Raw genomic sequence first — 19,220 nt, 5'->3', positions numbered from 1 at the left:
GGTCTGGCTCACTCCCTCATGAAGGGGGGTGATGCTCATGTCAACGTTTCAAGCATTAATGCTCATGCTTGCTTTCGGGTCTTTTATAATTGCCCTGTTGACTTATATAAAAAAGAAATAGACCCACCCTTGAGCTCGTCGAAAAGTTAAAGGGTTAAGTCTATCCTTAAATCTTTCATGAAGTTGTTAAGCCAGCCCTCTTGATGGGCCAACATTTATACCGACCCGGTTGCAGCCGGGTCTTTTTTATTTTATGCATTTCTTGTAAAAGAAATACATGGAAAACCAAGAAAAACGAAATGCATTACATCGGTATTCATGAATACCTTAATGCCAGTAGTATTGATACTAACAGTAGTATTGATACTAACTATACTACTATTACACTAATATTGTAACCACTTCGCCCCAGCGATAGCAAGTGTTAATGTACTGGTTTTTATTAGATTTTGTTAGATTCCACTAGAATTTAGGGATTTCTAAGAGTATAAAACCTGAAATGCATTGCAAGAAATGCATTACACAAAGATGAACGGAACCATTTTCCCTTCATGTCTTTGATCAAGAAAAAAAACACTCTCGTTTTCTGTGAAAGTTTGAGTGTTTTAATATAATATATATTAGAGTGCAAATGAATCGGCTTTAAGTAGGCAGCTACACCCTTTCGAAAGGGGGAGTTGCCATGACAACTTATCAAGCGATTTACTTAATGATTGCTTTTGGTACGTATACCGTAAGCCTTCTGGCCATAATCGTTTCATTGTTGTCGCTACTAAAGAAAAAATAGACCCTTCCTTATGGACCCTGCAAAGTTCTAAGGAATAAAGTCTATTCATCAAAAAAACAGTAATGAGCTGCCCAACAAGGGCATATTCATTTGCACTGACCCGGTGGCTGCCGGGTCTTTTTATTATATGCATTTCTTTAGAAAGAAATACGACAAAACAAATTACAATATTGTCATCAGAAATGTTATCTGAATGTAACACAACATAGCTGACGATAATGTTGTGTTACATTTAACATCAATGTGATTATAACACAAAGCATTATTTTATATCATTATTTGTTATTTGCTTTTTGTTACATTATTTATCTCATTTTTAAAACGCATCCTTCAGCTTTTCAGGAAGATCGAAATCCTCAAAGGTGAACGGCACTTCCTCTTCCAACGCTTCGGAATCCACATCCAGCCCGGCGATTTTCGCAGAGTCAAAGTTCACATCATAGAGAGTAACCCGCTCAGTCCCGCGGCCAGATGATTTATCATCAAGCACCGCCTGCAGGGTGAAATACGGATCTTCTCCTTTTTTCACGTAATTGAGCATCAACTGCACGAATCGGGACGTGACCTTATAGAATGTCGCTGTTCCTGTTCCGTTTGCGCCAGTCGTTTTATGACCGGTCATGCGTCGGCCCATGACATTGACTTCCGCTTTATTTTTCTCCACGTTCGCTTCAAACGTTTTGATAAAAGCCAATTCCTCACCATCCAAGAAAAGGCGCCCCTCTTTACCAGATATCGTATTCTGTGCTTTAAAACCCACCTTACTTCACCTCCACGTTAAAGTAGAATTTTTCTGCTGCATCAACAGGCTGCACGGCCAAGTCAATGATGAAGCCGTCTCGATCTTCATTCAGAACAATCGCAATATCAGTCTCGGAGTCAAACCCCGTAATGCCGCCCCCATCTTGAAGGATTCCCATGTATTGAGTGATGAGGGTTTTCACGAACTGCAGACCATCGTCCGAAGCCGGGACATCGCTGCCGCTCGCTTTTCTGGATTTGATTAATGCTTTCAGCTGTGATGTCAGATCGTTATTAATGGCATCAAGGACCCGAACAATTTTGTTCTTCTGGAATACCTTGTTTTTCTCAGCCGTTAAGCTGGTCAGGGAATTAATATCCTTTTCAACAGATACCGCCTTATCGCGGGGATCATAAGTGAACAAAAATTCACCTTTCGCCAGTCGTTCAATGATTTCATCATTGTCGATGCGGATTAAAACGTCCACTGCCCCTTCATACTCGACAAACGTGAGAGACTGATTAAAGGTAGCCCCCGCACTTGCACCAGCTACCCAAGCGGTAGCTTTTTCAGGAGTGATTTCAGTCCCGTCTTCCAGCAAAACCCCGCCTGTCACATTGATGATTCCTTCATGATCCCCTTTATATTTTGAGAGGACGCCTTGAATCTTTTGGCCTTGGTTATCCCTTAACCGCTTCACAAACGCTACGAATGTTGCTTTCAACTGCTCGTTATCTTCTACCGGAAGAGCGATTGTATCAAAGTATTCCGTTTCGGCTGCCTCTAAGAAATCCATATAGTCGGCATTAGTCGGTGTTTTATCCGTACCACCAGAAAGACGGGTTCCGGCTGAAGCAGTTAAGTCCCCACTTGCATCTGCCGGAGATGTACCGGTAAGCGGGATAGATACAGTCAAATCTCCTTTCCCGGTAAACGTTACATAACTGTTAGCCTTCAGTTCCTCGGCAGCGGAGACAGTCTGCTTGTCAACTTCTGACTGATCGAGATACGTAATGACATCAACCTTTTTTGAATCAACGACGTTTTCAGCGATCCGGATAATGATGTCATTCCCTTTGGTTCCGCCATAAAGAGCGGTTGCCTTGACTCCTTCGCTAATATCAGCAGAAGCACGAAGACCCTCAGTCAGTCGATAGAGCAAGACTGTTTTTGCCTTTTTCATTGCTTCACGCAGCAGAAGAAGAGAAGGATTATCAATGTTTAATCCGATTTTTTTATTTAGATCCTCAATGGAAGAGATAGAAATGAATTTTTTCAGTTCTCCCCAACTTGAAGCGATCGGCAGCGCTACGGTTCCTCTTTCGCCGACAGATACGCGCTCCTCAGCGGTTGTTTTAAAATTAAAGTAAATACCGGCACGCTCTTTTTCCTTGCCTGGTGTAAATGTTCCGCCGTTCATCTATTTAACCTCCTTTTGAAGAAACTGAGTTATGAGCTTCTTCGCCTCTGTTTTTGTAATTCTTTTTTTGTCTACATGAAAAAGAGCACCGTCAAATACTTCGGGCTTTACCCCAAAGAGCTCACGACTGTGCTCCCTCAAATCATTGATATAGAAAGCAGTTTCTGCTTTTTCTAATTTAGTGGCCATCATTTCACCCCGCTTGTGAAATCAATATTTTTTAGTGCAGGCTTTTCTTCTCGCTCGTACCAGTAGCGGCCTGTCCAATTCAAGACTATGCTTGCGAAATCATCCGTCACTCGGGTTTCTATCCGAGACAGACGAATAAAATCACCCGTATCTTCTCCAGATTCCTGTATGAGCGGAATGATCCCCCTTTTACTCCTAAGAGTATCCGCAATCCTTTCCGCCTCTGTATGAGCCTTCTGTGCGTTTTCATGGAAGAGTTTCACGTTTAGTACGTAGGCTTTCTGAAATGTTGAGACTGTGTCCGGCCCATCGACGGTAGAAGCTGGAGGGAAGTAAAGAGATGGGACAGCGAAATTTTGCGGTATCTCTTCCTCATACACCTGTACAGGATACAATTTGTATAGATAGCCCATGATTGAGCCAACTTCACTGTTCATGTTGCCGCCACCTTAAAATTTATTTTCAATCCATTGCTGAAGCTTCCGCTCAAGGCTGCGCTCAAACATCATTTCAAAGATGGCCATTGCGTTATCCCAATATCCTGAACCGTCAATCCATTGGAATTTCAGCAGCATTCCGGAGTTTTTTTCAGCCGGATCATATTCAAAGCGATCACCTTTCCAGCGGCCCGGCACCCAGCGACGGTCCTGATTTTTAGATGGGTCTATGGTGAAATGCCCGTCATTAACGTAAGAGGCGTAATCGAGATTCGTTCCTACGTCCAGCTTTAATTTACCAGCTGTTATCGAAAAGATATTTTCCTGATCGCCCTTATGAAACGAGTTAAGCAGGCGGCGTGTGTCTACTGTCTGAGTCCGAATTACTTCATCCTGAACAATATCAAGGAATTGATACCCCATTGCTTCAAGCCAAGTCTCATATTCTTGCCGCAGCCCTCCGTGGGATGCGTGGTGCAGCGCCTGAACGAATTGATCAAGTCCCTTAATTCTCATAGGTAATTAACCTCCCTTACCGCCGTCACTTCCCAATGATGCTTTTTAATTAAGCGCGGCTGCTGCAATTTGTAGGCAGTCCCCTCCCACTTCACTCTGTCATTGATACGAATATCTGCAGAAGCAGGGAAATGAACCATAAATGACTGATAGATTGATGCGTTTGGCTCCTGCTGGACAATTGACTGGCTCTTCTCAGTGAAATAGCAGGGCTGACTCTTTATATCAGGCTCAGCGGGGTAAGAATAGACCGGCTGCGCATCGTGAACAGGCACGCCGTATCTCTTTTCTTGCCCTTCGTGTTTCTCCTGCAGATGATAAACATCACACCGGTGTGTCAATAAGGAGAAGTAACTCATATGGACCTCATCCTCATTTTTACTTCTGTGCCCTCAAGAGTTGAATCAGCCGGCATCACGTAACCTTTAATCAGTGCATAAACATCTGGTTTTTGAATGGTGCTTCCATTGCCGAGAGTATACGAATAATCTCCTATCTTCTCGGTCGTATATCCTTTTGTAATCGACTCATCAGAATTGATCAGAGCATAAAACTGCGCCATCTTTATAACGGCAAGCCGGACCTTTTCAGGAAGAGGGTCATATTTCTCTCCTGAAAAATCATGGCCAACTTCTAACGAAATTTCAGCAACGGCTTCAATGATATCCTGGGCGAGCAGTTCGTCCGCCCGATCCTTGACCGAATCAAAAACTGAATAAGCCTTTAGATCAGCGGGTGTAATTAACATGCCGCTCACTCTTCTTTTCCTTGCTGTTCAAGGATGAAGGCAATTCTTTCATCTGCATTCTTGAAGTCAGACGGATTGCCACCAAGATCAGTAACAATGGCTTCTTGTTCAGTTTTATTCATGCCCTTCAATTCTGTTTCTGTGTACTTCTTCTTTGATGCGATGTCATAATCGCTTTTAGGTTTTTCCGTTTCCTTTGGCTCTTCTTTAATCAAATGACACTCAAACTGCTCATTATTCCGCAAATAAGAATAGACGGCTTTCTCCACTTCACGCTTTTGGTTGAGCAGGAAGACATACCCCATAACGTCATATGTCTTGCCCGCTATCAACTCCGCTGTATATGTGTCGGCCATATTTTTTCACCTACTCTTTCACTTTCACGATCTTGGCCACAGCATTTTCCTCTTCGAATTTGCTGTCCAGCTTAGCTGTCAGGACGATGATAAATTTACGCGCTCTGATATCTTTGTCCACTTCGATTCGGATGTTTCGAGAGAATCCAAGAATGATATTCTTCGGATGGGTAAGGATAATATCAGAAACGTCAGATGTTGTATCCCCTTCGCCAATGGTGTACGGCTGCATATTCGCAATGCCTTTGACCGGAACACCAAAAGCAGAAGAAAGCCCACCTTGTACAGCGGTATCCCCTAAAGATGTCTGACGGTCAGCCACTCGGTCTTTCCACTCGACTTCCATGCCAGGCGACGTATAGAAGCGGAACTCCTGCGGGATACGCAAATATTTAGAAGGTATTGCTTTATATCCCCGCTTGAATGTCTGGCGCGTCAGTTCTTCGCCCGCTGCGTCAACAATATGAGAAGTTGCTTGCTTTCTGATACCGTCTAACTGAGCGAGATAAGAGTCAGAGGAAGTCGTATCCCCGTTCACCAGCAGCTCTTCAATATCAACGGCAGCACGTTCAGCAAGCATTTGCATGATTGTATTTTGCAAGCCGTCTTTTTCAATGTTGTTTTCAAGTGTGTCATAGGTGATATTCACTTCTGCAATGACTTCTTTCGTGCTTAGATCGACTGTACTTGTCGATGGAACTGCCTTTTGGTCTTTTGTCAAAGAGATTCCCTCTTGTGCTGAGCGAAGAATACGCTGGCCAAAACCGATTTTTTCGATCTTCTGAGTATCATGATCCATTTGAATGACCCGTGCATCATTTAAGATTGTTGGTGTATCCTGAACCATTCGGATAAAAGCATTTGCTTGTGTTGGGTTCATAATGCCGCCGCTCTTTAAGCTGGCAAGCGTCATCTCTGCTTTTTCAATTACATCTTGATTTCTCATATGTTTCCTCCTTGTGTGTTATAAGCCAGGGATTAAAGCAACCCTGACCAGATAGATTTTTCGACGTTCGTTTCATTTCCCGTTTCCTCTTTTTGTTTAGAGGTGCCACGGCTTTTTTCAATAGCTTCAATACGCTCAGCGAGCGGTTGAACAGCATCTGTGATGGCTTTTTTCAACTTCTCTGCCTCTTTTTCAGCCTCTTCTTCCTCTGCTGCTTTTTTCTCATCTTTATTTTTAGGATCTTCCTCTTTTTCTAAAGAAGTGAGCCGCTTTTCAATCGGTGTTAATGCTTCTTGAATGGATTTTGTTACTTCTTCTGAAGTCATCTCTTCTTCCTCCTTTTCTTCTGCTTGGCTTAACAAGTTGCTGATATTGTCCTGTATATTTTTAAGCTCCTGTACATTAGCGGCCGATAATTTACGGCCAGCCTTCTGCAGCTCTTCAGGCTTTGGCCCGATCGCTTTCAGAACGTCATCAGAAATCAATACTTCCTGGGCGATATTCACGAAGTCTTGAAGGGCTTCTCTAATTTTCGCAGGATCATTTTCCATTTCTCCGGGATAGTCCCATTTGAATAAAGCTGAGTTTAATGCATCTTGCGCGGCCCAAAATTCACGGCGTTGGCGCCCCTCGTCATATTTGTCCCGAACTGCGCCCTTGGTAACATTGGCATTACCATTAAAAAAGTTTTTGACCAAATTAAAAAGCCCTTTCTCGTTGTTGTCCTCTGGAGAAACAGGCTTTTCTTCTTGTTTTGCGATATCTGCGATGCCGGCCATTGAATAACCGGTAATCTCACCCTTTTTGATCTCATCCCAAACTGCCTCGGAAGCCTTTGTCACAAGCACCCATGATCCTTTTTTGATGGTTTCACCATTCATTTCAAAATCAGCAGGAGCGACATAAGATTCAACCACTTCACCAACGCCGCCCTGAAAGTCATGCTGCTTATCAATTTCACGGGCATCTTTCAGGAAGCCGTGAGCGGCCTTCTCAATTTCTGCAGCTGTCATGAAATCCCCGTGAGCATCCACGGTGTCCGGTTCATAAACGATACCGTAAACAAGTTTTTGCTCGTCCGCTTCTTTCGCAAGGACCTTGACTTCCTTTTGAAAGTCCGGCTGTTTTTCTGATTTCATAAAAAAGAACTGCTTCTGATTAGCAGCCTTGTCTACGTAAGAAACATGTGTGATTTTTGCGTTTATCAGTTCTCTTGGCATGTGTTCACCTCCTTTCAAAAAGAAAAAGCCTTCTTTATTCAGAAGACTTAGTGTTAGCAGCTAATAATTCATTTTTTGAATTAAAATATTTTGTAAGAGTTTTTATATATTTTCGGGCCCTGTCTATTATGGACTCTGGTATTACCGACACTGTTTCAAGCTCGTCTGGAGTTTGCCTTAGTAGCAGTATGGCCTCACCTAATTTATCCTCAATTATATCTTCACTGACCAAATATCCAATTATCTTCCCAATCGATGCTTTCTGAGGCGTTTCATTTTTTCTGCTTTTCACGGTATAATACAGGTCAATAATTGCACTATCCAGACGGTATAAATCATTTCTTATAGTACGAAGAAAGGGGTTAGTTTTGCCGGTCCCTACTTCCATTTCCACATAACCTTGGCGAGGAGGACGTTCTACCTCTATTGTTACACCACTAGTTGGATTATCTTTAACATTAGTTTCTTTAGAACTTTCATTTGAAAGTGAAAACTCAACCAAATCCAACTTCTTATTTATTAGAAACTCGAATTCCCAGTCCTTATATTTTATTTTCGCCAACGTGCTGATTAAATTTGATACAGGTCTTTTCAGTTTTATAACTATGATAATAATAGCTACAGGCCAAACAATTGATTTTACTACTGATGATATAAATTCCATCCAATTCATATATAAACCCCATTTACGAAAGTAATGAGGTAATTATACTATTTTATTCCATGTTTGCTAAGGCTTCTCTTCGAATCTCTTCTTTTTCCTCGGCTGACAATCCCAAAATCTCGTTATCAACCACAGGCGATAGAACGCAATGACAATGAACCCGCTCTCCTGCTGAGAGTTTAGGATCCCGCGGAAACATGCAAGTCTCGCTGCTTCCTGGTATCTGAAATTCTTCATCCACCTCAACGATTGTGCCGTCAAGATCGATGTGATTTTCACGCGGATTGTTCTTCTTCCCTCCGCTGTGTCGCCATTTCTTTTTCTTTACTACCGGTGATTGTGCATATGATTCATGCTGCGCGGCTGAGGAAGCGGCAAGCACTTCAGTAATGGCCGTAGTACGCGCCCGCTCCCTATCAAATTGCGGCATGTCTTTGAGAGTCAACTCAATGTCCTGGATGGATGATCCGTTCTCGATGGCATCTGTCAGCACGTCTTCCACCGCTTCATGAGTGTTTAACTTCATGATTTCGGCAAGCTTTTCAGACCAGCCTTTGATCCAATCTACTGCCCTGGTTGATAAAGCTTTGAACGGGACTTCCGGATCCAATGAATCCATGATCACCCCGGCCAGCTCTTCAACGGTCTGCTGCAGAAATCCCTCGGTAAGCTCCTGAAATTCTTCCTCAAAGTCATCCTCAGCAAATAGGTTCTGCGTAAAAAACACCAGAAGGGCTTCCAGTGTCTCTGTTGAGTCTTTGCCTATAAAACCATTCAGACCATCTAAAAACTTCTTACGCTGGCGTCTGAGTAATCTGGCGATGCCTTTTTCATATTCTTCAACAAATCCGGGTATCTTAGAAAGACCGGGGAAATCAGGTACGACCTCCACGAGCTTCTCTTTCTCATCTTCCTCGGCTTTTTGAATAAAGGCATTTAAGCTTTCTAGCAGCTTATCCGTTTTGTTCATTGCTTCAAATCCTCCAAAACATCCCGCATATCCTTCAACAGCCCAATCATATCCGGAGTGCCGCTATTGGATTTAAACAGCGCTGCAAATGGATCCGAGGCAGGCGTCGCTTCATTCTTACCAATCGGCCGATTGTATTCTTCCTCCGGCCATTCCTCAAGCGTCTTGCCAAGTACACGTCCAGCCAGATCCCGCAGATCATTAGGCGATACAGCCCCAGCCGTAATGAAAGGAGTCAGCACTTTTGCAATTTCAAGCGGATCCTGAAAATCCGGGCCTTTTAACTGCAGCTCTACTTTATGAATTTCAAGGTCATTTAAAAATAAGGCGTTTAGCCTGCTGGTAAGTATCTTTCGTTCCGGTTGAAAGACTTGCTCTTCTGTAATCTTTCTCGCTGTGTCAGCTGTCGCTCTATTGTAGTCCTGCGCTTCTCCGGTATAGATCGGCGGGAGACGGAAGGCAGAGCGGATTTTATCACGGTTCTTTTGGTCATATTCCAGAAACAAAGCATCTTCCTGAAGAATCTCAGCAAGAGACTTGATGTCTACTTTGACTGGAACGATTTCTTCATCACCATGAATATTCTTTCCTTTCGCTATCCCTTCCGCTTCAAGCAACAGAAACTTATGTGCGTTTTCCACACCTTCAAGACCATTCATATAGTCCTGCAGCTGTTTATATGAATCCTCAGAAAGCATTCCGTTCTCAATGGTAATAGCCGCGGGAATATGCCGGCCCTGTTTGAAGTACATGAAATTCAGCTCTTCTGCTTTCCGAGCGCCGTATAGATTGACAATGTGACCGATCCAACGGGGCTTACCATATGCGCCGCTCCCTATCTTAAAATGCACGACCTCATGGGCCTGCTTTTCAAAAGGAGTGTTTTCATCATATTCCCCTGTTTCGAGATTGAGAGTGCGTGGGTCGCCGTACTCCTTAAAATAAATGACTCGACCATCGATCATTTGAGCATATTTACGGAACCGCTTCTGCCTTTTCATCTTCTTTAATTGACCTGATTCAAAGTAATTAAAAACAACTTCTATCGGATCAGACAGCTTGCATACCCGGATATATTCCACGGCCATATATTCGATGCCGGCAGGCTGATTTTTACCGTTACGGATAACCTCTATATATCCGTTCCCTGTCTTTTCCCGATCTTCTAAACAGAAGCCGAGCAGCGTTTCGGCTGATTCATCAAAATGCAGATACTTTATGAACTCCTCAAGCTGTTGCCATTCTTTATCCGCAGCCGTTTTTTCTGCAGAATCCACTTCATCTGAATTGATATCCTTTGAGTATTTCAAATCAAAGCCAAAGCCGAGAATATTTGTCCTGTAGGCATCCACACATTGCTGTAACATGGTTGAATACTCAGCAATCATTTTTAATTCCTTTAGGTTGTATGGAGGCTCTATCATGTTTTCCGTATATCTGCCTGCGAAATCATCCTCATATATTTGTTTTGTGGTTTCGGTAGGCGGTGTTGCTTTAATTACCCTGGCCTTAACTGATTGCTTCGACATAAGATTTACCCCCTTTCTTTTCGTTCTGGTCTTGTCCGCTGTGGCCTTCCTTTTGGTTCATCTTTCAAGTCAGTCACCTCGTAATCATCAAGGGCGTACCAGATCGCTGAAAGTGTATGTGGGTCTATGGTGAACTCGTCTTCTATGATGTGTCCTAGCTTATCCTTAGCGTAGGTGAGCGGCTTCAGTTCATAGATCGTATTTTCACATAGATCGGAGCAAATGATTTTCTTAAACCGCTTGATCTTCTTTGTGTACTGGAGACGCGAGCCCTGGTATTTACGAGCACCCACCATATTGAAGCCTTGCTGAATAAAATACCGGATCGTTTTCGGCTCAGCGGAATCGGCTTTGATCAATTCCTTTGACTCAGCAAATTCCTTGATGTCTTCAGCCGTCCTGTCGTCCGTCATGCCTTTTTTGTAATACTCCCAATAGATATAGAGGTATTTCTTTTCATGGTCCACAGCGAGGCGGACAATGGCGTTATATGATTCTTCAAAACCAAAGTCCATGCCAACCCTCATAAGCGGACGGTTAATATTAGCGATTGCTGTCATAACCTCTTCATGTGGCCGTTCTTCAAATTGTGGCAACACACGAACCCCATTCACGCCAAAATGACCCTTCCGCGCAATTCGGTAAAGGTCTGGATCGTATTCTTTCATTTCATCGAGCTGCTTCACGTAGCTTTCCGGAAGAAATAGATTGTCTTCTGCGGTTGAATGGTGATAGTAGGTGTCATTTAAAACAATTGTTCGTTTAAAATATAATTCCTTGTCATCGAGCACAAACCGTTTTTGTCGGTCATCTTTGAAGAAATGCTTATATGTCCAGTTATCTTCTCCGACCGGGTTTGTTGAAAGAATCATATGAAGCGGCAATGTCGGGTGACGCAGACGTCCAAGCAGCTCCTTGAATCCCTCATACTTCACCTCAGAACATTCCTCAATCCATATGAGAGAAACGTTATTGATTGATTTCAGCTTGGCCGGCTTATCCAGCCCTTTAAATATGATCCGGCCGCCGTTTGGAAAGCGGATCTGCATTGGTGAAGAAACGCATCTAACAATATGATCGATCTCAAGGTCATTGATAATTTCATCAAAGAGGGAAAAGGTTGAGTCCCTGTGTGTGTCGTATACTTCCCTCACGACAAGAACGGTCCGCTTCTCTTCCAGTAATTTCAGAACAATCTTGAGCGCCACATGATAACTCTTCGAGGATCCATAACCACCGACTAGAAACTGAAACTTTTGATTCCAATCAAAGAGGAAATTTTCAAAGTGTGGATTTACTTCCTTGTTAATCATTTGTCCTCATCCTTATGCTTACGCTCAATAGTAATGTGAACAGAATTATCAACCGGACGGGCTGTAAGCCGTTCAAGCTCTGCCTGTTTCGTCTCATTTGAAAGGTAAATGCCGCGCAGCTTCAGTTCGTGTTCATCCAATAAGCGGATCATATCGTATTTCTGGCGAATGGCTTTCAGACGCTTATCCGTTACACGGGTCATTGCTTCCTCGATGTTTAAGATATCATCAATCGCCCTCATTTCAGTTTCCTCAATTTCAGTAACCACAAGCCGCTCATTAATGATTGGGACGGATTTAACCAGTCCGTTTTTCTCTGGAGTCTGTACGATATCTTTAACCTTTCGCATCTGCTGAAGGACCCGACGCTGCTTCTCTGTTAAGCCGTTTTCAATTCGACTTATTCTCTGCATCATCCGCCGCTCCCGCAGGCTCAGCTCCCTTATTGTTAGATCAATTTGATAGAGCGGGTCTGTTTCGATCTGGCCAAACAGCTCTTTTTCTGTATCATCCATGAAATCAAATAAGATTGATTCATACTCGCCAGTACGCACAGAGTTTTTATTCCCTTTAGGGGCTGCGCCGCCTTTGTTTCCTTTAGCGTTTTGATTGCCAGGAGGCGCCTTCCCTCCCTTATTTCCTTTGGCGTTTTGATTACCTTTTGGAGCACCTGGACGAAAAGGAGCGCTCCCTTTCGATTTAGGAGCGCTCCCATTCATTTTTTCTTCCCATTTATCGTTTGCTTTCCATTTGCGGACAGTGCTGCTTGTAACGTTTAATTGCTCGGCAATGTCTTTTAATTTCTTGCTTCCGCCGCTTTCTTCCCACAAACGAAAAGCTTCGTCTCTGCGTGGATTTCTTGGTCTCGGCATTACATTTCACCCACCCCCGGACCTCATGTTTGAGTTTGTGTTTGTTTTTAAAATGAGTATTTTCTCCTGTTCCGAGTAGGAGATTGTCTTTCATATACATAATTTGTAAATTAAATTCAAAGGAGATATGATCATGCATTATCAATACCCTCTATTTGTTCCGTGTTACCTTGGATACCCAAACGTACAGCAAAGTTACCACGGAATTCCAAATGTGCAGCAAAGTTCCCATGGATATTCAAACGTACAACATAGTTTTCAAGGAGATCCAATTAAAGAAGCAACTGCAAGTCAAATTGAAGCTGGTAAGTTCGTTACAGCCTCAGTTGAAGGTATAGCTGAATTAAGTAATCCTACGCGAATATTTATTGCAGATGTTACTCCGGATAATTTTGTAAGAATTGTTTATCCAACGGGTACAGGGACTTATAATTGTGGAATAAACGCCACAAGGGTAATTATGGATAGAATAGAAATCGAAATTGACTAAATTTCAAATTTCTTCATCTTTCTGAAGCTCTATATCAAGCTCTATGAGCTTTTTCAAATCGTCCACAGTGTTCACCTTAATATGGCCACTTTGAAAATCTTTGACCCACTGGGCGATACCTGCTTGAACGATTTTTCGGTATTTCTCTTTTGATTGACTGATGTTCTCTAACAACTCGGCACTATGCAGGAGAAGGAGATTTTCTTTTTCATCGTCAGAAAAGGAACATACGTTTCTGTTTTCTATTGCCATACTCCCTGTCCTCCATTACAATATGAGATGAGAGCGTGATGTTTTCCCACAACGCGGCCGCGTCTTGATCACGCTCCTTGACAGGGAGTTTATCTCTGTTTAGAAAGAGAGGGTGTTGTCAGCACCCTCTTTTTTATTTATAAAGAACTGATAAGTACTGGCTCTTCTCCAGTTGCTTCTTGAAAACGCATTTTAATGACATCACAAAAATACGGGTCCAATTCGAGTAAACGACATTCTCTATCTGTTTGTTCGCAAGTCATAAGGGTCGAGCCGCTTCCACCAAAGAAATCAAGGACAGTATCACCATTTTTACTGCTGTTACTGATCGGGATATTTAAGAGCTCTAATGGCTTCTGAGTAGGATGGACATATTTTGAAATGTCTCCTCTTGAAATTTCCCAAACGGTATCAGGTACATGCTCCTCAGGTAAATCCGATCTCCAGACTGTTGTCTGTTTTCGATCACCATACCAATGCGGTGAACACCCTTCTTTGAAAGCATAGAAAACAGGCTCATGCATGAAACGATATTGAGCCCATCCGAATGTTGGTGAATTCTTTACCCAAATACACTGACATCGAATATCGATACCTGCATTTCTCATTTCATTTTCAAAGGCACGTTGATAGGACGACGGGTGGAATACATAAATAGCCGCTCGATTATTCATTACGGATGAGTAGTTTTGAAAAACACTTCTCAAGAACTCATCAAACTGATCGGCATCCATTTCATCATTCATGATAGATGCGTGGCCATCTTCATTTAATTTCTTACTGTCACTTTTGACAGCCACATTATATGGAGGATCAGTCACAACCAAATCCGCTTTATGACCATCCATTAATCTATCAACATCTTCTGGCTTAGTCGCATCACCACATACTAAAGTGTGGCGGCCGAGACGCCATATATCACCGTACTTAGTCTCAGGTTCACGAATATTATCCAGTGCTTCTTTAACGTCGAAATCATCCTCTTCCACCACTGTGATTCCTGTGTCCACATTCAAATTAGATAGCAACTCCTCATACTCAACTTCTGAGAAACCAGTAAGACTTAGATCGAAATCATTTTCTTTTAGTTCCGTAAGGACTTGTTCGAGTTTGGATTCATCCCAATCACCGCCGATCTTGTTTAGTGCAATGTTGAGAGCCTTCTCTTCATCATTATCTAAGGAGACAACGGAGACGGTGATTTCTTTCGGTTTATTCTCCATCAGGATCTTATAGCGCTGATGGCCACCAACAAGATGACCGGTCTTTTCATTCCAGATAAGTGGATCAATGTATCCGAATTGTTCTATAGATTTTTTGAGGGCGTCATATTCCGGATCGCCGGGCTGAAGGTCAATCCGAGGGTTGTATGCAGCGGGGTTAATTTTTTTAACTGGAATAGATTTTATTATCATGTTTTAACCTCCAAACAAAAAAGCATCCCATCTAAGGATGCTTAAAGCTATTATTGTATATTTAGTAGAGCTTCCGCCGCAGCCTGTCCCCAACGCGGGTCGTTAACAACAGTTGTGAACACTTTAAGCAGGCCACTCTCTCCAATCTCATACGCTTTTTTAGCTAGACTTTTCAATTTGGATTGAGAGGGTTCAGGTTGATTTAGCTCTTCTTCCACTTCACCTGATAGTCTTTCTACTTCCTCAAGAGAATCTTCATGTACTAATTGAGCTTCCTTAACCTTCTCCATAATTTCTTCTCTCAAATTTTTGTAATTTATATTTTGTTGAATATCTTTACCTACGGCAATAGAACTTCCATTCTGAGCTGATAAATTCCCATAATTAATAATTTGAAGTGCTGCCTTTGGTACCTCTTCTTTGCCTTCAACCTCATCCTCAATTAAGTCACGGAGTTTATAAATAAGTTCTCTTAAACATGGATAGCAAACTTCAGATAAATACATATTTATGTTATCAGCAATTCTCTGCTGTTTATAAATTGTAAAGGTTAAGTTATCGAGTGATAGGCTTTCTTCAGAAACTAATTGAAATACTTTGATAACATAAGCGATTTGTTCATCTATAGTTATCGGTAGTTTAATATCAATCCAACCACTACCGTTTCTATGATAATGAATTTCCGATAAATTCACATCTAAATTAAAGATGGGACCAACAATTGAATTCACAACTCTGTTAGTTTGCGATAAATTTACAAGTCGCTTAATCCTTGACTTATAAGTGTTATAGCCTGCATTCATTACATCTTCTACTGCTGATTCAAAATCTCTTATAGCCCTTTTTACTTCTTTACCAGTAAATTCACTCATCTTCTATTCCCCCTTTTTTTGCAAGGCTAATATCAACATATCAGCCCTGCTACTTAAGTATATTAAAAAAAAGGAATTTTGCCCAAAAATTTGTTATCCATTTACAAATAGGGATCATTATTAACCCTATTTTTTCAAAACCTAATTTCTCCGGATCCGGCCGCCTACACGTCTGAAGGTGTCACGTTTCGTTCCCATGATTTTTTCCCAATCCCTTCTCGTCAAAGGTTCATCTGCCTTTGTTGAGGGACTTAACACTTTTTTAAGCTGCTGTTTCGTGTCAGCAGATAAAACGTCTCTCATCTTCATCTTTTATTTCTCCTTGCCGAATAAGCACCGCCTTACGCTATTCGCTTTTATTTATTTGTGGCCCGCCGATTTCCCCCAGGAGGTAAGCAAAGAAAATGGAGAGCCGGTTTAAGACTTTCCTTGCAAGCGGGATCTCACCGCTAGCGTTCCCCGTGACTATCGCGCGCAATACTGCATAGACTCCAGTCGCTCCTCCTGTGAAGCTAACGACCTTCATAGTCATTCGATACATCCGGGTGCACACTTGATAAAGGAAAGGTGCGTCTCCTGGTTTGGCCATAAAAAAACGGCCACTAATCAGCTGTACAAATTTCCATGTACAAAAGATCAGCGTCCGTAGGTATCTCCTTTTTGGACTGTTATTCACGTTCGTTTTCTTGTTTCTATCGTATGACAAAACGCGATTGAAAAAAGTACCCATTTTATCCCCCATTTTGTCGGCTTTTTGTCGGTATTTTATCGGTTCATTATCCCCCAACAAAAAAGAGCATTCATTAAACAGAATGCTCCTCAGTTTGTTCAATTGACCAGAATGCCCCTCGTAAATCTTGGACACTTTCTAATGGTTTTGCGCAATCTCTTAAATCACCAATGTTAATTTTAAAATTATCTAATTCCTTTGGGTTTTTTAGTATAATTCTGTATTCCCGTTGATTTTCATAGAACTTCCTTTTACAAAAAAGTGTATTAGCAAAGTCTTTCTTTACTTCTTCTAAAGACAATGGGTAATCTGAGAATTCATCAAAATACACAACCGGTCCATGTCTATAACGAATATTCTCAGTTTCAGCTTCAAATCGTTCCATAAAGAGTTTACTATTGTGTATCCAAACTGGTATACGCCCTTCAAATTCTTTTTCTAAACTGTCCAAAATATTTGGTTTGACTTTGCAGGCATGACCGATATCTTCATGATAATCAAGGTAAAAATTATTAAAATCCTCGGTGAAACCGTCAAATTTTATGAAAGTAAAGCAATTTAAGAGTAATGACCGAATCCCCTCTCTTGATTCTGTCGAAAATGCCCTTTCAAAAGGAAGTGTAAGGCACTCACCTTCAATTTCAATTTGTATTATATTTTTTTTAGGATCTAAAAGTTTAAATAGAGAACCTTCATACTTGTCTCCAATCCCTTTATTTTGACCATTCTTTTCTAAGTCAATAAAATAACCAGTGTTCATAAAGAAAAGGGAACCATCTAAAAACTCAGACACATGTTCTGGTCTTAAAAATTTTATAAGCCAACCATTCATCATATTCTATACCCCCTTACCTTTAGTTTATAGCATAAAGTTTGGTAATAATATACACATAAAAAAACAGCCCTCAGATTATTCCGAGCGCTGTCGCGATGTTGTATATAGCCTGTCTTTTCACCTGGTAGAACTTATCTCTTTTGAGACCCAGTTCTATCATGATTTCAAGATCTTTTATTTTTTCCGGAGACAAATATTTCTTTTCTATGATCCTATATTCATCTTGATCAAGGCAGTGCTTTAGCGCCCTGTCCATCTGCTTGACCTTCAGCTGATTATATTCGGTGTTTTTACGAAGCTGCGGAAATAATCCAATGACTCCCTTTTCCTTTTGTTCTTTCCTATTCTCCGCCTGAACTTTTAATGATCTATAGGTTTTCAGCTCTTTAATAACAAGGTTACGAACTTCCTTTTCATTCACTTCCGGAAGAAATGATAATTGCTCTGCTGCTGTCATCCAAATTCCTCCCTTACTATAAGAAAACGGGCACGTCCCATTTAACATTAGCTAAATGGTCAGTATCCGCTCTTTCTTTATTATTTCAAATAATGTTTAAGTTGTTTATAGAAAACATCATCATCTAATAAGTCATCAAAAAAATCATATTTAAGAATTAGCTCTTTAAACTTTTCCCCTCTTTTACTTAAAGCATTATAAAAAATTAGTAACAATTCTCCTGTTGATAGCTGTGCTCTTAAAATACCAATATAATTCTTTTTTTCATCTTCGCTTAACTCTTTAGCTTGATCTATAAATTTCATTATTCTATACATATTCCTAAAATAATGGCCAAAATAATACTCGTTATATAAATCTTCGTATGGTTTCAATATCCTTTCTTTCTTATCTTCTAACAAAACAGTCTTATAACGAGATTTAATCTCTTTGTTTAATTTATTAAGTGCATATTTGCCCTGGTAGCCAAAAATATTTAATTCACTAACAATCTGATTATGAAGGTTGATCATATTAAAAAATGTATTATCAGTTTGTTGCTTTAATAAAGTTTCATTTGTAGTTTTAAATTCTTTCCGTGTCTCTTTTAGTTCTTCCCCTTGTAATTTAACTGTAGATAAAACTAGGAGTATACTGGCTAAATTAAATAGTCCAACTGTAATGCCTCCGAAAAAATCACCAACAGGTCCTAAATCATTAAAATTTATACTTTTTGCAATAACCCAAACAAAAAACAAAATTATAAAGGGTGTTATAACGGCTACCACAGATACTGTTTTTCCTGCATTAGCCCAACTATTTTCATTGTCGAACCACTTGTTCTTTTTACCTTCTTCACTCATTTGAATCCCCCCATTTTTTCTCTTTTAAGTTTGATTATATCCTTTTTATGGGGGTTGTGATAAAAATAACAAGATTATTCCTTTTTCACCTCAGATAACAAACAAACCATGGTACAAGGCATTACAGAAGTGAATTTTTCCGTTCTCGATGCTGTTGATCCTTTCAAAGCCGCAGCTACTTTTTCAGCCTCTTCTTCTTGATGATCCGATGCCAGAATGATGGCGCTCACTTCAAACAAGTTTTTATCAAGGTGAGTCATTTTAGACCAGGCAGCAGCCAGGTTATTAAACTGCGAATCACTTTTTTCATAAATTCGTATCAACTATTCTCACCTTCTAATTCATTTTTAGCAGCTGTTATTGTGAATTGCAGGTTCTTGATAACTTGCTGTAAAGCCTTTTTATATCTGTTGCTTTCCCCGCTCAGGCGTCGGATATCTTGCTGGGCCTGCTTGAACTGATTGACTGCTATTTCTTCCTGCCGTTTGTTTTCCTCGATGACGGCCAGTTGTTGCTTAACCGTATCAATCAGCCACTCCGTTGAGGCCAGAGATAGCCCCATATGCTGCCTGACCTCATTTTCGATTCTCTGTATCTTATCTTTCATATTGGCTCCTC

At 41.1% G+C, this 19,220-nt stretch carries 26 protein-coding genes and 1 pseudogene; 3 read left to right on the top strand and 24 right to left on the bottom strand.

The window, feature by feature from the left end; translation table 11 throughout:
- Window positions 1–31 precede the first annotated feature (31 nt).
- A complete protein-coding gene (locus tag AAHT65_RS07665) occupies window positions 32–121 on the top strand; it encodes a putative holin-like toxin (RefSeq protein WP_073982158.1) in 90 nt (29 codons plus the stop codon).
- Between the two features lie 561 nt (window positions 122–682).
- Window positions 683–787: a putative holin-like toxin gene (locus tag AAHT65_RS21615; RefSeq protein ID WP_106360939.1), complete on the top strand. Its 105-nt coding sequence runs from the start codon at window positions 683–685 to the stop codon at window positions 785–787.
- Window positions 788–1,103: 316 nt separating this feature from the next.
- Here AAHT65_RS21615 and AAHT65_RS07660 read toward each other — a convergent pair whose 3' ends face one another.
- The 15 genes and pseudogenes from AAHT65_RS07660 to terS all read right to left on the bottom strand — a co-directional run bounded on the left by AAHT65_RS07660 (window position 1,104) and on the right by terS (window position 12,709).
- Window positions 1,104–1,547 carry a phage tail tube protein gene (locus AAHT65_RS07660; protein WP_343311268.1) on the bottom strand — a complete coding sequence of 148 codons (444 nt, stop codon included), beginning with the start codon at window positions 1,545–1,547 and terminating at the stop codon, window positions 1,104–1,106.
- A 1-nt stretch (window position 1,548) separates the two neighbouring features.
- The gene (locus tag AAHT65_RS07655) at window positions 1,549–2,949 is read right to left on the bottom strand and encodes a phage tail sheath family protein (RefSeq protein WP_343311267.1); all 1,401 of its coding nucleotides are present in this window, start codon (window positions 2,947–2,949) and stop codon (window positions 1,549–1,551) included.
- A complete protein-coding gene (locus tag AAHT65_RS07650) occupies window positions 2,950–3,141 on the bottom strand; it encodes a hypothetical protein (protein WP_343311266.1) in 192 nt (63 codons plus the stop codon).
- Window positions 3,138–3,575: a phage tail terminator family protein gene (locus tag AAHT65_RS07645; protein ID WP_343311265.1), complete on the bottom strand. Its 438-nt coding sequence runs from the start codon at window positions 3,573–3,575 to the stop codon at window positions 3,138–3,140. Before AAHT65_RS07645 ends, AAHT65_RS07650 begins: the two co-directional genes overlap by 4 nt.
- 12 nt (window positions 3,576–3,587) lie before the next feature.
- Entirely contained in the window at window positions 3,588–4,091 is a 504-nt protein-coding gene (locus AAHT65_RS07640) for an HK97 gp10 family phage protein (RefSeq protein ID WP_343311264.1), read from the bottom strand.
- Window positions 4,088–4,450, bottom strand: coding sequence for a DUF3599 family protein (locus tag AAHT65_RS07635; RefSeq protein ID WP_343311263.1), 363 nt, complete (start codon window positions 4,448–4,450; stop codon window positions 4,088–4,090). The genes AAHT65_RS07640 and AAHT65_RS07635 overlap by 4 nt, the downstream gene beginning before the upstream one ends.
- Window positions 4,447–4,839: a protein YqbG gene (gene yqbG, locus AAHT65_RS07630; protein WP_343311262.1), complete on the bottom strand. Its 393-nt coding sequence runs from the start codon at window positions 4,837–4,839 to the stop codon at window positions 4,447–4,449. The genes AAHT65_RS07635 and yqbG overlap by 4 nt, the downstream gene beginning before the upstream one ends.
- A gap of 5 nt (window positions 4,840–4,844) precedes the next feature.
- Window positions 4,845–5,195 (bottom strand): YqbF domain-containing protein, encoded by a 351-nt coding sequence (locus AAHT65_RS07625; protein ID WP_343311261.1) that lies wholly within the window; start codon window positions 5,193–5,195, stop codon window positions 4,845–4,847.
- A 10-nt stretch (window positions 5,196–5,205) separates the two neighbouring features.
- Window positions 5,206–6,141 carry a phage major capsid protein gene (locus AAHT65_RS07620; protein ID WP_343311260.1) on the bottom strand — a complete coding sequence of 312 codons (936 nt, stop codon included), beginning with the start codon at window positions 6,139–6,141 and terminating at the stop codon, window positions 5,206–5,208.
- Between the two features lie 32 nt (window positions 6,142–6,173).
- Window positions 6,174–7,361: an XkdF-like putative serine protease domain-containing protein gene (locus AAHT65_RS07615; protein ID WP_343311259.1), complete on the bottom strand. Its 1,188-nt coding sequence runs from the start codon at window positions 7,359–7,361 to the stop codon at window positions 6,174–6,176.
- A gap of 489 nt (window positions 7,362–7,850) precedes the next feature.
- Window positions 7,851–8,034: pseudogene (locus AAHT65_RS21610) on the bottom strand (hypothetical protein); the annotation flags it as partial.
- Window positions 8,035–8,077: 43 nt separating this feature from the next.
- Window positions 8,078–8,995, bottom strand: coding sequence for a phage head morphogenesis protein (locus AAHT65_RS07605; RefSeq protein ID WP_343311257.1), 918 nt, complete (start codon window positions 8,993–8,995; stop codon window positions 8,078–8,080).
- On the bottom strand, window positions 8,992–10,524 hold the full coding sequence (locus AAHT65_RS07600; RefSeq protein WP_343311256.1) for a phage portal protein: 1,533 nt from the start codon (window positions 10,522–10,524) through the stop codon (window positions 8,992–8,994). The genes AAHT65_RS07605 and AAHT65_RS07600 overlap by 4 nt, the downstream gene beginning before the upstream one ends.
- A 5-nt stretch (window positions 10,525–10,529) precedes the next feature.
- Window positions 10,530–11,837 carry a PBSX family phage terminase large subunit gene (locus AAHT65_RS07595; RefSeq protein WP_343311255.1) on the bottom strand — a complete coding sequence of 436 codons (1,308 nt, stop codon included), beginning with the start codon at window positions 11,835–11,837 and terminating at the stop codon, window positions 10,530–10,532.
- Complete coding sequence (terS, locus tag AAHT65_RS07590) at window positions 11,834–12,709, bottom strand: phage terminase small subunit (protein WP_343311254.1); 876 nt, start codon at window positions 12,707–12,709, stop codon at window positions 11,834–11,836. Before terS ends, AAHT65_RS07595 begins: the two co-directional genes overlap by 4 nt.
- A 133-nt stretch (window positions 12,710–12,842) precedes the next feature.
- Here terS and AAHT65_RS07585 point away from each other — a divergent pair, with 133 nt between their 5' ends.
- Window positions 12,843–13,199 (top strand): hypothetical protein, encoded by a 357-nt coding sequence (locus AAHT65_RS07585; protein WP_343311253.1) that lies wholly within the window; start codon window positions 12,843–12,845, stop codon window positions 13,197–13,199.
- Window positions 13,200–13,202: 3 nt separating this feature from the next.
- Here the strand turns inward: AAHT65_RS07585 and AAHT65_RS07580 are convergent, their stop codons facing one another.
- The 9 genes from AAHT65_RS07580 to AAHT65_RS07540 form a co-directional block, all read right to left on the bottom strand.
- Window positions 13,203–13,451, bottom strand: coding sequence for a hypothetical protein (locus AAHT65_RS07580; protein ID WP_343311252.1), 249 nt, complete (start codon window positions 13,449–13,451; stop codon window positions 13,203–13,205).
- Between the two features lie 137 nt (window positions 13,452–13,588).
- Entirely contained in the window at window positions 13,589–14,866 is a 1,278-nt protein-coding gene (locus AAHT65_RS07575; protein WP_343311251.1) for a site-specific DNA-methyltransferase, read from the bottom strand.
- 50 nt (window positions 14,867–14,916) lie between these two features.
- Window positions 14,917–15,738 (bottom strand): hypothetical protein, encoded by an 822-nt coding sequence (locus tag AAHT65_RS07570; RefSeq protein WP_343311250.1) that lies wholly within the window; start codon window positions 15,736–15,738, stop codon window positions 14,917–14,919.
- Between the two features lie 141 nt (window positions 15,739–15,879).
- Window positions 15,880–16,047, bottom strand: a complete 168-nt coding sequence (locus AAHT65_RS07565; protein WP_343311249.1) for a hypothetical protein — start codon at window positions 16,045–16,047, stop codon at window positions 15,880–15,882.
- Window positions 16,048–16,541: 494 nt separating this feature from the next.
- Window positions 16,542–17,303: a hypothetical protein gene (locus tag AAHT65_RS07560; protein WP_343311247.1), complete on the bottom strand. Its 762-nt coding sequence runs from the start codon at window positions 17,301–17,303 to the stop codon at window positions 16,542–16,544.
- A 70-nt stretch (window positions 17,304–17,373) separates the two neighbouring features.
- Window positions 17,374–17,760, bottom strand: a complete 387-nt coding sequence (locus AAHT65_RS07555; RefSeq protein WP_343311246.1) for an ArpU family phage packaging/lysis transcriptional regulator — start codon at window positions 17,758–17,760, stop codon at window positions 17,374–17,376.
- Window positions 17,761–17,840: 80 nt separating this feature from the next.
- The gene (locus AAHT65_RS07550) at window positions 17,841–18,602 is read right to left on the bottom strand and encodes a putative phage abortive infection protein (protein ID WP_343311245.1); all 762 of its coding nucleotides are present in this window, start codon (window positions 18,600–18,602) and stop codon (window positions 17,841–17,843) included.
- Window positions 18,603–18,676: 74 nt separating this feature from the next.
- On the bottom strand, window positions 18,677–18,925 hold the full coding sequence (locus tag AAHT65_RS07545; protein WP_343311244.1) for a hypothetical protein: 249 nt from the start codon (window positions 18,923–18,925) through the stop codon (window positions 18,677–18,679).
- Entirely contained in the window at window positions 18,922–19,209 is a 288-nt protein-coding gene (locus AAHT65_RS07540) for a hypothetical protein (RefSeq protein WP_343311243.1), read from the bottom strand. Before AAHT65_RS07540 ends, AAHT65_RS07545 begins: the two co-directional genes overlap by 4 nt.
- Window positions 19,210–19,220: the final 11 nt, after the last annotated feature.

This window comes from Bacillus atrophaeus (genome assembly GCF_039519175.1).
Classification (GTDB): Bacteria; Bacillota; Bacilli; order Bacillales; family Bacillaceae; genus Bacillus; species Bacillus atrophaeus.
Note: the sequence above shows the minus strand (reverse complement) of the source record. Positions and strands in the feature narration are given on the sequence as shown.

What these genes read in the sequence shown, in the direction of transcription:
- AAHT65_RS07600 (WP_343311256.1), bottom strand. Translation starts at nt 10,524, where the DNA reads ATGTCGAAGCAATCAGTTAAGGCCAGGGTAATTAAAGCAACACCGCCT.
- AAHT65_RS07585 (WP_343311253.1), top strand. Translation starts at nt 12,843, where the DNA reads ATGCATTATCAATACCCTCTATTTGTTCCGTGTTACCTTGGATACCCA.
- AAHT65_RS07550 (WP_343311245.1), bottom strand. Translation starts at nt 18,602, where the DNA reads ATGAGTGAAGAAGGTAAAAAGAACAAGTGGTTCGACAATGAAAATAGT.
- AAHT65_RS07625 (WP_343311261.1), bottom strand. Translation starts at nt 5,195, where the DNA reads ATGGCCGACACATATACAGCGGAGTTGATAGCGGGCAAGACATATGAC.
- AAHT65_RS07580 (WP_343311252.1), bottom strand. Translation starts at nt 13,451, where the DNA reads ATGGCAATAGAAAACAGAAACGTATGTTCCTTTTCTGACGATGAAAAA.
- AAHT65_RS07635 (WP_343311263.1), bottom strand. Translation starts at nt 4,450, where the DNA reads ATGAGTTACTTCTCCTTATTGACACACCGGTGTGATGTTTATCATCTG.
- AAHT65_RS21615 (WP_106360939.1), top strand. Translation starts at nt 683, where the DNA reads ATGACAACTTATCAAGCGATTTACTTAATGATTGCTTTTGGTACGTAT.
- AAHT65_RS07575 (WP_343311251.1), bottom strand. Translation starts at nt 14,866, where the DNA reads ATGATAATAAAATCTATTCCAGTTAAAAAAATTAACCCCGCTGCATAC.
- AAHT65_RS07605 (WP_343311257.1), bottom strand. Translation starts at nt 8,995, where the DNA reads ATGAACAAAACGGATAAGCTGCTAGAAAGCTTAAATGCCTTTATTCAA.
- AAHT65_RS07615 (WP_343311259.1), bottom strand. Translation starts at nt 7,361, where the DNA reads ATGCCAAGAGAACTGATAAACGCAAAAATCACACATGTTTCTTACGTA.
- terS (WP_343311254.1), bottom strand. Translation starts at nt 12,709, where the DNA reads ATGCCGAGACCAAGAAATCCACGCAGAGACGAAGCTTTTCGTTTGTGG.
- yqbG (WP_343311262.1), bottom strand. Translation starts at nt 4,839, where the DNA reads ATGTTAATTACACCCGCTGATCTAAAGGCTTATTCAGTTTTTGATTCG.
- AAHT65_RS07565 (WP_343311249.1), bottom strand. Translation starts at nt 16,047, where the DNA reads ATGAAGATGAGAGACGTTTTATCTGCTGACACGAAACAGCAGCTTAAA.
- AAHT65_RS07650 (WP_343311266.1), bottom strand. Translation starts at nt 3,141, where the DNA reads ATGATGGCCACTAAATTAGAAAAAGCAGAAACTGCTTTCTATATCAAT.
- AAHT65_RS07560 (WP_343311247.1), bottom strand. Translation starts at nt 17,303, where the DNA reads ATGATGAATGGTTGGCTTATAAAATTTTTAAGACCAGAACATGTGTCT.
- AAHT65_RS07540 (WP_343311243.1), bottom strand. Translation starts at nt 19,209, where the DNA reads ATGAAAGATAAGATACAGAGAATCGAAAATGAGGTCAGGCAGCATATG.
- AAHT65_RS07555 (WP_343311246.1), bottom strand. Translation starts at nt 17,760, where the DNA reads ATGACAGCAGCAGAGCAATTATCATTTCTTCCGGAAGTGAATGAAAAG.
- AAHT65_RS07645 (WP_343311265.1), bottom strand. Translation starts at nt 3,575, where the DNA reads ATGAACAGTGAAGTTGGCTCAATCATGGGCTATCTATACAAATTGTAT.
- AAHT65_RS07620 (WP_343311260.1), bottom strand. Translation starts at nt 6,141, where the DNA reads ATGAGAAATCAAGATGTAATTGAAAAAGCAGAGATGACGCTTGCCAGC.
- AAHT65_RS07640 (WP_343311264.1), bottom strand. Translation starts at nt 4,091, where the DNA reads ATGAGAATTAAGGGACTTGATCAATTCGTTCAGGCGCTGCACCACGCA.
- AAHT65_RS07665 (WP_073982158.1), top strand. Translation starts at nt 32, where the DNA reads ATGCTCATGTCAACGTTTCAAGCATTAATGCTCATGCTTGCTTTCGGG.
- AAHT65_RS07655 (WP_343311267.1), bottom strand. Translation starts at nt 2,949, where the DNA reads ATGAACGGCGGAACATTTACACCAGGCAAGGAAAAAGAGCGTGCCGGT.
- AAHT65_RS07570 (WP_343311250.1), bottom strand. Translation starts at nt 15,738, where the DNA reads ATGAGTGAATTTACTGGTAAAGAAGTAAAAAGGGCTATAAGAGATTTT.
- AAHT65_RS07595 (WP_343311255.1), bottom strand. Translation starts at nt 11,837, where the DNA reads ATGATTAACAAGGAAGTAAATCCACACTTTGAAAATTTCCTCTTTGAT.